We start from the raw sequence: 14,503 nt of genomic DNA, 5'->3' as shown, positions 1-14,503 counted from the left end.
GCTCAGGGAGCGGTCAGGACCGTCTTACCGGGCAGTCGCCCGGTGGCGGCGTCCTCATGCACCGCGCGTGACTCGGCCACCGGGCGGCGGGCGGCGATGTGGATCCGGAGCCGACCGTCATCGACCCTGGCGACCAGCTCGGTCAGCTGGGCGGCGTCGCCGCGGACGAACAGGTTCGCGGCACGCACCGACCGGGCGGGTTCCTCGGGAATCGGGCCGGCCGCGCTCGCGGCGACCCCGCCGTCGGCGACGTAGCGCGACAGCCGCGCGGCATCGTCCGGCGTGACGCGCACCAGGTTCAGCAGGACATGGAACGGACCACCCACGACGGCCGGGCCCTCGGCGGGATCGAGGTGGCCGACGACCCGGGCCGCGCCGTAGCTCCGCAGGCGCTGGGCGTGGAGCGGACCGGCCGCCGCGGTCACATGCGCTCCCGCGTCGGCGGCGAGCTGCACCGCGAGGCCACCCACCGCACCCCCCGCCCCGTTGACCAGGACGGTCTGCCCGGGCTTCAGCTCGGCGAGCTCGAACAGCGCCTGCCAGGCCGCCAGGCCGGTCAGGGGCAGCGCCGCGGCGTCGACCAGCTCGATCGTCCGGGGCGCCGCGACCAGGGCCTCGGCCGGGGCGAGCGCGTACTCGGCGGCCGCACCGGCGGCGTTGAGGGGCAGCATCGCCACGACCCGGTCACCGACCTCCAGCCCCGTCACCTCCGCGCCGAGTTCGGCGACGGTGCCCGCCAGATCGATCCCGGGCACATGGGGGAGGGCGACCGGGATCATCTCGGTCAGCACACCGGCGCGGATGTGATCGTCGACTGGGTTGAACGACGTGGCCGCCACCCGCACCAGCACCTGTCCGGTGCCGGGGACCGGACGCTCGATGTCCTCGTAGCGCAGGACCTCGCTGCCGCCGAAGCCGTGGTAACGCACTGCCTTCATGGCACTTTCCTCCAGTGTGTATGCGTATGTCAACGCAAGGGGCCCCAACCATTTTCACTTGCCTCGGCAACTCAGAAAGTACCCGGCGAGAGTTGCCTGGGCAAGTCATTCGAGTTGCCCAGGCAAGTACGATGGGTCTCATGGACACTCCATCACCCTGGCTCGACGACGATCAGCAAGACGTGTGGCAGGCGCTGCTCACCGTCGTCATCGCACTTCCGGCGGCCCTCGACCGTCAGCTGCAACGAGATGCGGGCATCTCCAACTTCGAGTACGGCGTTCTGGCCCGGCTGTCCATGACCGACGAGGCCACGATGCGACTCAGCGACCTGGCCCGGGAATGCGACAGCACCCAGCCTCGCCTGTCGAAGGTGATGGACCGCTTCGAGGCCCGCGACTGGGTCGTCCGCCGGCCCGATCCCACCGACGGCCGATACACCCTCGCCACCCTGACCGACGCCGGGCGGCAGAAGGTCGTCGCGAGCGCACCGGAACACGTCGCCCAGGTGAGGCGACTCGTGTTCGACCCGCTCAGCGCCGCTCAGCGCCGCCACCTCGGCGCAGCGCTCACCCGCATCGCCGCCACCGTGCGCCGGGAACTCGAAGGAGAAGGCCGATGACCATCGCCGCAACCGCGGGAACCTCCGTCGTCGACGAGATCTCGGAGCGAGATCCGGACCTGGTCTCCGCCGGCGGCAGCCGAACCTGGTCGGTGTGCGGCCGGAACTTCGTGGTGGCGATCACCGAGCTCGAAGCGGATGACCGCCTCACCGAACACGACCTGCCCGACGAGTACATGCTGCTCGTCCAGGACGACGCGGTGGTGGGCGTGGAGCACGACGGCCGGGCATGTGTGTCCGTGTCCGAGCCCGCCCTCGTCGTCGTACCGGCCGGTACGAGCACTGTCCACGCGGCGTCGCCGACGACGGTGGCGCGGGTGTTCACCGCCCGCTGCGACGAGCAGATGAGGCGGGCCGTCAACCATGCCGCCGGGGCCGACCCGCGGGCCGCACCGCTACCGCGGTCCACCGACGCCGGCGGTGACGGGATCCGGATACATCGACTGCGTGACATACCCGAGGAGGAGGGACGCCTCGGCCGGATCTTCCGGACGGGGTCGCTGATGGTGAACTGGTTTCCGGTGCACGAGGGGCCCCGCGACACCGAACGGCTCTCGCCGCATTCGCACGAGGACTTCGAGCAGATGTCGGTGACCCTCGTCGGAAGCTACGCCCATCACCTCCGGGTTCCGTGGACCGGCCGGATGAGTGAGTGGCGCGACGATGAGCACATCCGGGTCGGCAGCCCCTCGATGACACTGATCCCGCCGACCGTCGTGCACACCACCCGGGCCGTGGGCGCGGGCCCGCATACGCTCATCGACGTCTTCGCCCCGCCGCGCGAGGACTTCCTCGCGAAGGGCTGGGTGCTCAACGCCGACGAATACCAGGGAGCCCAGCGATGACGGGCGATGCGTTTCCCCGGCTCGGAGCCTGGGTCAAGCTCCCGGCCCCGGAGAGCGTCGAACTGCTCGCACTCGCCGGGTTCGACTTCGCCGTGATCGACGCCGAGCACGGCGCGATCGACAGCCGCACGACATCGACCATGATCGCGCTGGCCCGTGGCTGCGGGCTCGCACCCTTCGTCCGGGTCGCCGGCACCGCACCACGCGACGTCCAGGTCCCGCTCGACGCGGGTGCGGCCGGGCTGTTCGTCCCGCAGGTCGATGACGCCGCCCGGGCGCGGGACGCCGTGCGAGCGACTCGGTTCCCGCCGCTCGGACGACGCGGGGCCAGCACCTCCGGACGAGCCGGCCGGTGGGGGCTGGAGGCCCTCGGCGACTATCTGCGCTCCGGCAATGACGAGGTCCGCCTCGTTGTCCAGGCCGAGAGCGTCGGAGCTCTCTCGGCGATCGTCGAGATCGGTGAGGTCGCCGGCGTCGACGCGGTCTTCATCGGCCCGACCGATCTCGCGGTCTCCGGCCGGTTCCGCGAGGGTGACGGCAGGCTGGCAGACCTCCTCGCGGCGGCCGAACGGCGCTGTGCCGACCACCGCATCACCCTGGGGACCACGGCCGCGGGCAACGCGCCGGAATTGCTGGACCGCCGTGGGTACGACTTCCTCGTCCTGGGAGCCGACACCACGATGCTGCGCCAGGGCGCGCACACGTTGGTGAGCGGTGCACGCAACGCCGCGACGGCGGTCGGCCGATGACCGCCGGCGACACTCCGGCCGTCGGCGGTCCGGCCCTCGCCGTCGTGCACACCGATCTGTCGATGCTGGTGACGGCGCTGTGGTTCGAGATCGACCACGGCGATGGCTCGGCGGCCTCCGGCTTCTTCACCGCCGACGCCGAGCTGACGTTCTCGCGCCGGACCTTCCGCGGCACCGACGCGATCAACGGCGTGTACGGCGACCGCGCCGCACGGGGACCACGGGTCTCGCGTCACCTGATGTCCAACTTCCACGTCCTGCGGCATGAGACCGACCTCGTCGAGGCCATTTCCGCGCTGGTGCTCTACGCGCAGGACGGAGAGCCACCCATCCCGACGACCGTTCCGGTGCTGGTCGCCGACGTGTTCGACCGCTTCGTCCGGGTCGGCGAGCCGGACGGGGAGGCCCGCCGGTGGCTCATCGCCTCCCGGCGGATCGAGAACCGCTTCCTCATGCCGGGTGACGTCCTCGCCGTTCCCACCGAGTAAGGAGACCGATGTCCCACCAGCGGTACCCGGGAGACTTCCCTCTGCCGACCACGCGGGGCGATCTGCCGATCGTCGACTCCCATCTGTTCGACGACCTGCTCCCCCCGGAGGCGGCCCACGAGCTGACCGCCGGCCTGCGCCGTCATCGCGAGCCCTACGTCGGCATCACCGACAACGGGACGCCGCGCCAGGGCCTCTACCGCCTTGACGGTGCGGGAACCTCGCCGAACGCCGCCGTCGTGGCGGCCCGGGCCTACCTCGACGGGCTGGCGCCCCACCAGAGGGTGGTCGCGGCCCTGCCCATGGACGCCCCGGAGTGGCGGTTGTGGACGAACGCGATCCCGACCTGGCACCCGAAGGGCATGCGCCTGGAACGGCTCGCCGACCGCGACCGCGACCGCGCACTCGCCGTCATCGAGGCGAGCCTCAGCCCCGCCGGCTACGCCCAGGTGCGAGCGGTGATGGCGCTCAACGAGAACCTGGGCGAGCTCATCGACGACTACCGGGACACCCTCACGGAGTTCGCCTACTGGTTCACCGTCTTCGGTACTCCCTCGGGCGACTCCCCGTGGGGATGGCAGCTGATGGGCCATCACGTGGACCTGCACTGTGTCTTCGTCGGAGGGCAGGTGGTTCTCGCCCCCGTGTTCCTCGGTGCCGAGCCGACGACCGGGACGGGGCGATTCGAGGGCGTCCACGCCCTCGGCGACGAGACCGAGGTCGCCCTGGCGTTCCGCCGCACGCTGGACCCCAACCGGGAGGGCGAGTTCCTGATGGGGCCGTCGCTGCGCGCGGAGGACCTTCCGCCCGAGCTCGCCGGACCGTGGAACGGACGGCATCTCGCCGGTGCGGGCAGTGACAACCTCGTGCTGCCCCCCGAGGGGATCGTCGCGGCGAGTCTGCCGGCCGACCAGCGTGACGGTCTGGTGGAGCTGATCCGGGTCTACCTCGACCGGCTCCCGCCGGCACAGGCCGAGCGCACCCTGGCGCTCGTCCGTGAGCACTTCGACGAGACGCGGTTCGCCTGGCGCGGCGGCCACGACGACGCGTGCGCCTTCTACTACCGGATCCACTCACCCGTGCTCCTGGTCGAGTACGACAACCATCCGGGTGTCTTCCTCGCCAATCCCGAGCCCGCCCGCTTCCACGTCCACACCATCGTGCGGGCGCCCAACGGCAACGACTACGGACGTGATCTCCTCGCCCAGCACTACCGGCTCCACCACGGAGGTCATGGAGCCGGCTGACCTGTCGCACGACGAGGCGGTGCCCCGGAAGCGGGGACGCTCCCGGGGCACCGCCTCGACGTCGGCGTGCCGTCGGCGAACTTCGTCCTACACCATCACGGACACCGTGCCCCGGATGCCGAACAGCGACTTCCCGTAGATCTCGGCGGCCACTTCGGGGTTGAGGACGGCGTGTCGGCTCCCGGCCTCGATGTCGCGCCAGATGCGCTGCAGCGGGTTGGACTCGCCGAAGCTCGAAGCCCCCAGGGCCGAGCACACGATGCGGACCGCCTCACGCGCGTGGACCGCCGCCATTCCCGCGTCCATCCGCATCCGCGCCCGGGCGTCGTAATCGGGGAACACCCCCGCCCGTGCGGCTTCGTCGATGTCAGCCGCCGCACGGTAGGCGTGCAGTCGGGCGGAGTCGGCGAGCGACGCCGCGTGCGCGGCGGCGAGCTGGACGGTGGGTGCCTCGGCCTGGGAGGTGTAGCTCGTCAGGGTCAACGCCCGCCGCGGAGCCGTCTCCACCAGGAGCTCGACGGCGGCCGAGGCCAGCCCTAGCTGGGGCCCGGTCAGCACGAGCGCGGCGGTCGGCACGAACGGCGCCCGGTAGAGCGCCTCGTCGGTGAAGGGTGTGGCGTAGCGGCCCTCGATGGCATCGGGGACGGAGTGGAAGCGGTGTGCGGGCACGAAGAGATCCTCGCCGACGAGGGTGTTCGACGCGGTCCCGCGCATGCCCGCCACGAACCAGGTGTCCTCGATCGTCAGCTCCGACATCGGCGCGAGCACGATGCCGACGGCGTCCGACGTGCCCTCGGCGTCCGGCCGGGTGACTCCGAGGACCGCCCAGTCGGCGTGGGCGCACCCGGACGCGGGGGCCCAGCGCCCGCTGACCCGGTACCCGCCCTCGGCCGCGCGCGCGGTTCCCGAGGGCGTCACGACACCGGCGACCCGGGCGTGCGGGGTGTGGGCCCAGACGTCGTCCTGGGCCCGGGCGGGGAAGAGCCCGACGAACCACGCGTTGGCGTTGAGCAGTGAGGTCACCCAGGCGGTGGAGCCACAGGCGCGCCCGACCTCGCGGCTGACCTCCAGCAGGGTGCGGTGGTCGGTCTGCAGACCGCCGTAGCGGACGGGCCGCATCAGCGAGAGCAGACCGGCCTCGGCCAGGGCGCCGATGTTCTCGGCGGGCACTCCGCGCCCGCGGTCGGCCGGATCGGCGTTGCCGGAGAGCAGCGGCCGCAGTGTGGCGGCGCGCTCGACGAGGTCGGCCCGCAGCTTGTGCGCGGCGTCGGTGGTGCGGGGAACGTCCATGGTCATGTTCATCGTCGTCACTTCGTGTCAGGGATCATCGGGGGTACGGGTCAGCTCGCGACAGCGAGCGGGGCGTGGGTGCCGAAGATCCGGCGCGCGTAGATCAGCGGGGCCGCGGCGGTCGGCTCGGCCTCCTCGAGGCACACGACGAGCAGGACATGGTCACCGCCGTCCACGTGGCGTTCGACGCGTCCCGCCGTCCAGCCGGCGGACTCGGGCAGGTAGGGGAGTCCGGCGCGGACGGTCCAGGTGACGCCGTCGAACTTCGAGCCCGGCCCCTGGCGTCGACGGGCGAACGCGGACGCCAGTTCCTGCTGGTGGGCGCCGAGGATGTTCACCCCCACCCGGTCACCCGGCTGGAGGTGGGCCAGCAGTCCCGAGGCGCGGTCGAGGGCGAGGCTCACCAGCGGAGGGTCGAGCGAGAGCGAGGCGAAGCTCGACACGGTGCTGCCGCGCGGTCGCCCGTCGGCGGTCGTCGCCGTGACCACGGTGACCGGGGCGCACACCCCGCTCATCAGCTCGGTAAAGGTCTCTCGGTCGATCATCGTGGGCCTCCCGTTGGGCTGGAATCCGTCTGTCGGGATGCGCTGCCTCGTGCAGCACCGCGTCCGACATCAGGAAGTAGACTCCGGCTCCCTGGGTGGCCGCTTGGTCCGCCGGCTCAGGATTCCGGTCTCCCGTTGGTCTGCCGGGCCGAGGGCCGCGACCGGTTCATCGGGCTCACCGCTCGTCGTCGCGGGGCAGGAGCACCGCGTCCCCCAACTCCTCGGCGAGGGCCAGGGCGGTGTGGAGGGCGAACCGGCGGTCGTCGAGGTCGTGTCCCAGCACCTCCTGGGCCCGCTTCACGCGGTAGGTCACGGTCCCCCTGGCCACGTGCAGACGCCGGGCGACATCCACGAGGCTGCGCTCGGCACCGATGTAGTGGTAGAGCGTGGTCCGCAGCGCCTCCATGGGCGCGCCGCGGGCGGCGAGCCCGCCGAGTTCACGTCGTACGAAGTCACCGGCCGCGTCGAGATCGGTGGCCAGCAGCGCGATGGCGGCGACGTCGGCGTAGGCGGTCGCGTACCTCGGAGCCCGTCCGGCCTCGTGCCGCAGTCGCTCGACCCTCTCCCCGCGCTCGGCCTCGCGGTGGGAGCGGCGGAAGCCCGCGACGCCGGAACCCGGGGTGCCGAAGGCCGCCCGCATCCGCTGCCGGGACAGTGCCTCCGTGATGGTCTCCCATGAACCGGGTCGGTGCGTCCCTTCCGCCCCGGCCGCAGGTACGGTGCCCCACGCCCACAACCGCCCCGAGGCCACGGGTATGACCAGCGTCGTGGTGGCGCCACGGGCCCGTAGCACCTCGACCGCCGCCGCCTGCAGCGTGGCGCCGCCCTTCGGCGAGTCCGACCACACCACCACCGCCTCGTGGGTCCGCCGCAGGTTGTAGCCGAGGACCCCCGACGCCTCGCCGACGTCCGCCGCCGCGGCATCACTCAGCAGGGAACGCACGAGGTCGGCCCGTGCCGCGGCGGCGCTGGTGCTCCACACCTCGTGCTCCACGAGGTAGGTGCGGATCATGGTGTCGGAAAGCTCATCGACGCAGGAGAACAGCTCGCGGGAGATCGCCGTGACCTCGTCGACCGCCTCCTCCGGGTCGACCAGCTCGGCACAGGCCCGCAGGAACGCCTCGGTCGTCGCCGCGTGCCCGACCCGTACGCCGTGCAGCACCCGCTCGAGCGGTATGGCCCGGTGCACGAACTCGCGGATGCCCGCCAGGATCGCTTCCGCGGTGGGCGGGGCGGCCGCCGGGCCTTCCGCCAGAGTGAACAGCGCCCGCAGGGTGGTCGCTTCATTGCCCCGGCGGAGCAGCTCGACCGCGGCCGGACTGCCGCCGAGGACCGGCACCTCGCCGAGGATCCGCCGCAAGACCACGGAATTCAGCTCGATGGCCCAGCGCACGGGGTCCGCGCCGACACGCGCGACGGCGTCCTCGACGATCGCGCGCGGGCTTGCCGCCCGGTCGAGGCCGACCTCACCCCGCGGGCTCAGCCGCGCGATCCAGGCCCGCCGCAGCCACCCACCGCTCTCGCTCACACCGCCATACTCGGTCCGACCCGAGGGGCTGATCAACTGGGGATCCCCGAAGCCACCGTTCGGCAAAACCGAACGATGTGGCAGAAGAGTCCGGCTGCTCGTCGTGGTTCTTACGCTATGGAGTGACGGGAGAACGGCAGTGAACCCGCGCCCGATGGAGTGCTTCCTCGCCGTCGCGGACGAACTGCACTTCCGGCGGGCCGCCGACCGTCTGCGGCTGGCTCCGCCCAGTGTCAGCGAGGCCGTCGCCGGTCTGGAACGCAGCCTCGGCAGCCGACTCGTCGAGCGTACGAGCCGGCGGGTCCGACTGACGCCCTACGGCGCCGAGTTCGCCGCCGCGATCCGGCAGCCCATCGAGGCGCTTCACCAGGTCCACCGGGCCGCCCGCCCGCGCTCGGCGCGCCATCGTGACCTCGTCGTCGCCCACACCCCGGAGCTGGGGCAGCTGATCCTGCCAGGACTGGTCGACGCGTGGCCCGGTGCCACCGCTGACGACGAGGCCCGGGGCCGCTGGCGTCCGGTCCCCATGCACACCCCCGAGCAGCTCGCCGCCGTGGCGGACGGCGAGGTGGACGTGGGCCTGTGCTGGTCGGTCCCCGAGCAACCCGGGATCGACGGGGCGACGCTGGAAGCGGCGCCCCGCCGGCGTCGCTCAGTCGGCGGGAGGGGCGAAGAGCGCGTCGAGTTCGGCGAGCAGCGGCTTCGGGTCCAGCGAGAAGTACATGTGGTCGCCGGACAGCTCGATCAGTTCGGTGGGCTGCGAGGTGGCCTTCGACCAGAGTTCCGCGTCCTGCCGGGACACCAATTGGTCGTCGGCCCCGCGCAGCACGGTGAGGGGGATCGGCAGCAGATCGGTGGAGCTGGGTGTGTACCGGTCGTTGATGCCCAGGTCCGCCCGTAGTGACGGCAGCAGCAGTCCGCGCAACTCGGCGTCGTGGAACGCGGGGTGGTCGTATCCCACGACTTCGCGGACTCGCGCGACGAACTCGTCGTCGGTCAGCGAGCCGCTTCCCGTGACCGGCCTGGGCAGCCAGGGTGCGGCCGCGCCGCTCACGATCAGGCGTTCCGGCAGGCGTGGTCCTTCGGCGGCCAGGCGCTGTGCCGTCTCATAGGCGACGAGCGCGCCGAAGCTGTGTCCGAAGAGGGCGAACGGTGCGTCCTGGGGCATCTTCCGGATCCGGTCCACGCACAGGTCGACGACTTCGGCCATGCTGGTACGGGGTTCCGCGGCGAAGAGTTCTTCCCGGCCGGGAAGTTGCACCGGGTCCACTTCCACCTGCTGGAGGGAGTGACGTTTCCACTGGCGGAAGAGGCTGGCGCCGGCTCCGGCATAGGGGATGCACAAGAGTGCGACAGGCATGGGGGCTTACCTTTCCGAGGTGAGAGTGAGCGGGCCGCCGACAGCGTGGCGGCCCGCCATCGGCCTGTTCAGGTCTCGTCGGCGAGTGAATGGACGAGCCTTGCCATGTCCCGCAAGGTGGTGGTGAGGTACAGGTCCCGCAGCTCCACGCTGCCCAGGCCCGATTCCCGGATTTCGGTGGCGAGGAGCGCGAAGAGCAGCGAGTTGCCTCCCAGCTCGAAGAAGTTGTCGTCCGGGCCGACAGGTGTCTCCAGCAGGCGTTGCCATAGGCCGGTCAGCCGCTCGGTCACCGGATCGGCCGCTTGTGCGTGTGCCGCGTCGGTGGATTCGCGGGCCCGGGGGGCCGGAAGCCGACTGGTGTCGATCTTGCCGTTGGGGGTGAGCGGGAACGCGTCGAGCGTGGTGATGGTGGCGGGCACCAGGTACGCGGGAAGCCGCTGGGTCAGCAGCTCGCGGAGCGTGCTCACCCGGTCGGGCCGGGTGGCCACCACATAGGCGTCCACACAGGCGTTCGCCGGGTCGGCGGTGGCCCGCACCACCGCGGTGGCGTCCTGGACGTGCGGATGCTCCAGCAATACGCCGCGGATCTCGCCGAGCTCGATCCGGTGGCCGCGGATCTTGACCTGGTCGTCGAGCCTGCCGAGGTACTCCAGTTCGCCGTTGTCCAGCAGGCGCCCGCGGTCACCGCTGCGGTACAGCGGTCCGCCACCGCCGGTGATCCGGTCGGGGACGAACCGTTGCGCGGTGAGTTCGGGCCTGTTCAGGTAGCCGGCGGCCACCCCGGCGCCGCCGACGTAAATCTCGCCGACCGCCCCAGGACCGGCCTGCCGCCCCCGTTCGTCCAGGACGTGCAGGGTCCAGCCGGGCAGCGCGTGCCCGACCGAGCGGGTGCCCTGCCGGGCGTCCCGCGGGGTGAGCGTGCGCCGGGTGCAGTGCACGGTGGTCTCGGTGATGCCGTACATGTTCTCCACTCGCGTGTCCGGGTAGCGCTCGAACCAGGGAATCAGCACCCGGGTGTCGAGCGGTTCTCCGCCGAAGACCAGCAGCCGCACCCGGAGTCCGCCGTCGCCGAACCCCGCCGTGCGCAGCAGCGGCGTGAAAGCCGACGGTGTCTGGTTCAGTACGGTCACCCGCTCGGCGGCCAGCAGGGCGTGGAACTCCCGCGGGTCGCGAGCGGTCCAGTGCTCCACGACCACCAGCCGTCCGCCGGTGAGCAGGCAGCCCCAGATCTCCCATACCGAGAAGTCGAACGCGAAGGAGTGGAACAGGGTCCACACGTCGTCCTGGCCGAAGGCGAACTCCCCGGCCGTGGCGGCCAGCAGTGCCGCCACGTTGCGGTGCGGCACCAGGACGCCCTTGGGCCGCCCGGTGGAGCCCGACGTGTGGATGACGTACGCCACGGTGTCGGGCCCCGGCAGTGGCAGCGGTCCGGCCGGGTGCGTGGCGACGGCCGTCACGGGAATCGGCTTCAGGCCCGGAATGTGTGTATCGGTGACCGCCACCTCCAGCCCGGTGTCCTCAGCTATGAACGCCAGCCGCTGCGGCGGGTAGTCGGGGTCGAGCGGCACATAGGCGGCGCCTGCCTTGAGTACGGCGAGCAGGGCGACGACCAGGTCGATACCGCGGGCCAGACACACGCCGACCCGGTCGCCCGGCCGCACACCGTGGTCGCGGAGCGCGGCGGCGAGACCGGTGGAGCGGGTGTCCAGCCCGGCGTAGCTGATCGTCTCTTCGCCGCAGGTCACCGCGGGCCGGTCAGGGATGCGGCGCGCCTGTCGCGCGAACAGTCCGGGGATCGTGGCGTCGGCCGCGGCGGCTGCGCCCCCGGCGGGTGTGCTCCGGGCCGTTGTGTCCGGCTTCTCAGACAAGGTCCACCGCCGGGACCGGCGGGAAGGCGAGTACAGCGGTGTCCTCGGCCACCAGCCTGCGGCGCGGCGCGCAGCGGAGCCGGAGGTCCCGGAGGGTGCGGCGCCAGGGGTTCTCCAGGTGCTGGGCGTCGCTGGCCGCCCGCGAGGCCGTCACCAGAAGGCGGGTCCGCTCGCGGCGCAGGTCCTCGTACCGGCGCAGGCCCTGGACCGGGTCACCGGCCGCTTTCAGACACGTGGCGAGTACGACGGCGTCCTCCATCGCCACGGCGGCGCCCTGGCCGAGGCTGGTCAGCATCGGGTGCGCGGCGTCGCCGAGCAGGGTGACCGGCCCCCGACCCCAGCGCTCCAGGAACGGCCGGTCCTGTGCGGGGACCGCGAGGATGTCCTCCTCCGGCGTGACCCGGATGACTTCCCGCACCTCGTCGGCCCAGCCGGTGTAGGTACGCAGGATCTCCTCCTTGCCGCCGCGCCAGCGGTGCGAGTCCTGGGCGGGCATGTTCTTGGTGCCCCACCAGTAGGCGCGGCCGTGGCCGATGTCGATCAGTCCGAATCGTTGGCCGCTACCCCAGTAGTGACCGACGTAGCCACCGGTGAACCGGCTGTGCGCGAAGGGGACGATGCCCAGCCAGCAGACGTAACCGCCGTCGCGGGCGTCGTCGAGCTCGGCCAGCTGGCCCCGGACGGCGGAGTGGAAACCGTCCGCGCCGATCAGCACATCGCCGCGCGCCACGCGCCCGTCGTCGAAGACGACCTCGGCGCCGGAGCCGGAGTGCCGGAATCCGGTGGCGGTGGCGCCCAGTTCGATCCGGCAGTCGTCCGCCTGGGCGAGCAGTGCCTGCTGGAGGTCGGGGCGGCTGATGCAGAAGCTCGGCGCGCCCAGCTCGCGGCAGACGTCGGGGAAGGGCCTGGTCTTGATGAGCCGGCCGCGGCCGGTCCTGATCTGGAACAGTTCGATCTGCCGGCCGTACTTCCCGAGGTGCAGGTCGATGCCGAGGGTCGCCAGCGCGTTGACCGCGTTGGTCATCACCGAGAGCGCGGATCCCATGGCCCGCAGCTCGGTGGCCCGCTCGTAGACCTCGACCTCGATGCCGACCCGGCGCAGGGCGATGGCGGCGGTCAGACCGCCGATGCCCGCGCCCACGACGATCGCCTTGAGCGGTCCTCGGCTCACCGGGCACCTCCGGCGGTCTCGTCGACCATCCGCATGATCTTCGCGGCCATCACGGGTACGTACGGCTCTTCCATGATCAGCAGGTGGTCGCCGGGCACCTCGACCACGGTCAGTTCACCGGTGGTGCGTCGGCCCCAGCCGTTGTCGGGTTCCCGGTGCAGGGTGCCCGCGGTGGTGTGCATGTCCAGCAGGACCCGCGGCAGCGGCTGCGTGGCCCGCATCAGGGTGAAGTCCAGGTCGAACGTCTCCTTGCGGTAGTCCAGGGCGGCACGCCAGTTCGCCGCGTACACACCGAACAGTCGGCGCACGATCGCCGCGGAACTGCCCGGCGGCAGCACGCCCAGGTCCACACCGCGCTGCGCGATGAACTCGAACTTCTCCGCCAGGGTGTCCATGTCCCGCGGGATGTGCGCCGCGGGCGACTCGCCGCCCAGCTCCAGGAACAGCAGCTCCCAGAAGAACCAGGTCAGCAGGGCGTCGTCGTCGATGCTGGTGAGCTTGCCGGGCTCCAGCGCGACCGTGTCCAGCAGGAACACGTTCGAGGTCCGCTCACCCTCCTGCTGGAGTTGCCGTGCCATCTCCAGGGCCACGAAGCCGCCGAAGGACCAGCCGCCGAGGGTGTAGGGGCCCTCCGGCTGCACCTTCCGGATGGCCGTGAGATAGCCGCTCGCCAGTTCCTGCGCCGATCGCAGCGGCTCGCTGCCCAGTTCGGTACCGGGCGCCTGGAGGCCGTAGAACGGCTGGTCGGCCGGGAGATGCCGGTTCAGCTGGGTGAAGCACAGCACGTTGCCGCCCGCCGGGTGCACGAAGAACAGTGGGGGGCGTGCGCCGTTGGTGCGGAAGGGAACGAGCGGATCGAACGTGGAAAACGCCCCGCCGGAGCGCAGGAGTCCGGCAAGACCCGCGACGGTGGGAGTGGTGACGAACCGCGACATGGGGATGTCCGTCCCGTACCGCTGCTTGATCAGGACGATCAGGCGCATCGCGGTCAGGGAGGTGCCGCCCAGGTCGAAGAAGTCACTGTGCACCCCGACCTGGGGCACCTGGAGCAGCTCGGCCAGGATCTCCGCAAGTGTCCGCTCGTACGCGTCGCGCGGCGCGGTGCTCTCGTCGGGCGTGTCGGTCCGCAAGGGGATGCGGCGCAGCGCCGCGTCGTCCCGCTTGCCGCTCGGTGTGAGCGGGAGGCTCGGCAGCCACTGGATGTGCGAGGGGACCATGTGCTCGGGCAGGGTCCGGCGCAGTTCGGCGCGGATCCGCTCCAGACCGGCCTGGGCGTTCCCGTCGGCGTCACCGACCAGGAAGGCGGCGAGAAAGGCATCCGTGCCCTCCCGCTGACGGGTCACCACCGCGACCTCGCTGATGCCGGGGAAGCGGTCCGGGTGGCCGGTGATCGTGAGCTCGACCTCGGCCGGCTCGACGCGGAAGCCACGCACCTTCACCTGCGAGTCCGCCCGGCCGAGACAGAGGATGTCGCCGCCGGGCAGCACCCGGCCGAGGTCACCGGTGCGGTACAGCCGGCCCTTGCCGGTGAACGGGTGCGGCGGGAAGCGCTCGGCGGTCAGCCGCGGCCTGCCGATGTAGCCGTCGGCCAGGCAGGCCCCGTCCAGGTAGATCTCGCCCCGGCTCCCCGTCGGCGTCGGCCGCAGCCGCTCGTCCAGCACATGCACCGCGCAGCCCGAGATCGGCGAGCCGATGGGAGGAAGGGCGGGGAACGCGCTCGTCGGTCCGGTCATGGTGAAGCTCGTGACCACGTGTGACTCGGTGGGGCCGTACTGGTTCTCCAAGCACTACGCCGGGCAGCGCCGCACACAGCTGCCGGATCTCCTTCGTCACCCGCAGTTGCTCACCAGAGGA

Annotated in this window: 13 protein-coding genes and 1 pseudogene; 6 read left to right on the top strand and 8 right to left on the bottom strand. The window is 71.7% G+C overall.

Annotated elements, in window-relative coordinates:
• Positions 1-2: 2 nt before the first annotated feature.
• Positions 3-938, bottom strand: coding sequence for an NADP-dependent oxidoreductase (locus ACMTAK_RS04625; RefSeq protein WP_413804942.1), 936 nt, complete (start codon positions 936-938; stop codon positions 3-5).
• A gap of 140 nt (positions 939-1,078) precedes the next feature.
• Between ACMTAK_RS04625 and ACMTAK_RS04620 the strand changes: the two genes are divergently transcribed.
• From ACMTAK_RS04620 to ACMTAK_RS04600, 5 genes are read left to right on the top strand one after another with little or no spacing between them, the layout of a single operon-like run.
• Complete coding sequence (locus tag ACMTAK_RS04620; protein ID WP_413804941.1) at positions 1,079-1,558, top strand: MarR family winged helix-turn-helix transcriptional regulator; 480 nt, start codon at positions 1,079-1,081, stop codon at positions 1,556-1,558.
• A complete protein-coding gene (locus ACMTAK_RS04615) occupies positions 1,555-2,403 on the top strand; it encodes a cupin domain-containing protein (RefSeq protein WP_413804940.1) in 849 nt (282 codons plus the stop codon). Before ACMTAK_RS04620 ends, ACMTAK_RS04615 begins: the two co-directional genes overlap by 4 nt.
• Positions 2,400-3,152 (top strand): HpcH/HpaI aldolase family protein, encoded by a 753-nt coding sequence (locus ACMTAK_RS04610; RefSeq protein ID WP_413804939.1) that lies wholly within the window; start codon positions 2,400-2,402, stop codon positions 3,150-3,152. Before ACMTAK_RS04615 ends, ACMTAK_RS04610 begins: the two co-directional genes overlap by 4 nt.
• Positions 3,149-3,640 carry a nuclear transport factor 2 family protein gene (locus ACMTAK_RS04605; RefSeq protein WP_413804938.1) on the top strand — a complete coding sequence of 164 codons (492 nt, stop codon included), beginning with the start codon at positions 3,149-3,151 and terminating at the stop codon, positions 3,638-3,640. Before ACMTAK_RS04610 ends, ACMTAK_RS04605 begins: the two co-directional genes overlap by 4 nt.
• Positions 3,641-3,648: 8 nt before the next feature.
• A complete protein-coding gene (locus ACMTAK_RS04600; protein WP_413804937.1) occupies positions 3,649-4,887 on the top strand; it encodes a DUF3500 domain-containing protein in 1,239 nt (412 codons plus the stop codon).
• An 87-nt stretch (positions 4,888-4,974) separates the two neighbouring features.
• On the opposite strand, the gene ACMTAK_RS04595 is transcribed toward ACMTAK_RS04600, so the two are convergent.
• From ACMTAK_RS04595 to ACMTAK_RS04585, 3 genes are all read right to left on the bottom strand, one after another.
• Positions 4,975-6,183, bottom strand: a complete 1,209-nt coding sequence (locus tag ACMTAK_RS04595) for an acyl-CoA dehydrogenase family protein (protein WP_413804936.1) — start codon at positions 6,181-6,183, stop codon at positions 4,975-4,977.
• 44 nt (positions 6,184-6,227) lie between these two features.
• Positions 6,228-6,722: a flavin reductase family protein gene (locus tag ACMTAK_RS04590; RefSeq protein ID WP_413804935.1), complete on the bottom strand. Its 495-nt coding sequence runs from the start codon at positions 6,720-6,722 to the stop codon at positions 6,228-6,230.
• 175 nt (positions 6,723-6,897) lie between these two features.
• Positions 6,898-8,250, bottom strand: a complete 1,353-nt coding sequence (locus ACMTAK_RS04585; protein ID WP_413804934.1) for a PucR family transcriptional regulator — start codon at positions 8,248-8,250, stop codon at positions 6,898-6,900.
• Between the two features lie 154 nt (positions 8,251-8,404).
• On the opposite strand from ACMTAK_RS04585, the pseudogene ACMTAK_RS04580 reads away from it, so the two are divergent.
• Positions 8,405-8,512, top strand: a pseudogene (locus ACMTAK_RS04580) (helix-turn-helix domain-containing protein); the annotation flags it as partial.
• Positions 8,513-8,902: 390 nt separating this feature from the next.
• Here ACMTAK_RS04580 and ACMTAK_RS04575 read toward each other — a convergent pair.
• The 4 genes from ACMTAK_RS04575 to ACMTAK_RS04560 all read right to left on the bottom strand — a co-directional run bounded on the left by ACMTAK_RS04575 (position 8,903) and on the right by ACMTAK_RS04560 (position 14,382).
• Positions 8,903-9,610 (bottom strand): thioesterase II family protein, encoded by a 708-nt coding sequence (locus tag ACMTAK_RS04575; protein ID WP_413804933.1) that lies wholly within the window; start codon positions 9,608-9,610, stop codon positions 8,903-8,905.
• Between the two features lie 68 nt (positions 9,611-9,678).
• The gene (locus ACMTAK_RS04570; RefSeq protein WP_413804932.1) at positions 9,679-11,478 is read right to left on the bottom strand and encodes an amino acid adenylation domain-containing protein; all 1,800 of its coding nucleotides are present in this window, start codon (positions 11,476-11,478) and stop codon (positions 9,679-9,681) included.
• On the bottom strand, positions 11,471-12,649 hold the full coding sequence (locus ACMTAK_RS04565) for an FAD-dependent monooxygenase (protein WP_413804931.1): 1,179 nt from the start codon (positions 12,647-12,649) through the stop codon (positions 11,471-11,473). Before ACMTAK_RS04565 ends, ACMTAK_RS04570 begins: the two co-directional genes overlap by 8 nt.
• On the bottom strand, positions 12,646-14,382 hold the full coding sequence (locus tag ACMTAK_RS04560) for an alpha/beta fold hydrolase (protein WP_413804930.1): 1,737 nt from the start codon (positions 14,380-14,382) through the stop codon (positions 12,646-12,648). The genes ACMTAK_RS04565 and ACMTAK_RS04560 overlap by 4 nt, the downstream gene beginning before the upstream one ends.
• Positions 14,383-14,503 lie beyond the last annotated feature (121 nt).

Source organism: Streptomyces lacaronensis, assembly GCF_047337785.1.
Taxonomy (GTDB): domain Bacteria; phylum Actinomycetota; class Actinomycetes; order Streptomycetales; family Streptomycetaceae; genus Streptomyces; species Streptomyces lycopersici.
This window is presented reverse-complemented; position numbering and strand designations above follow the sequence as displayed.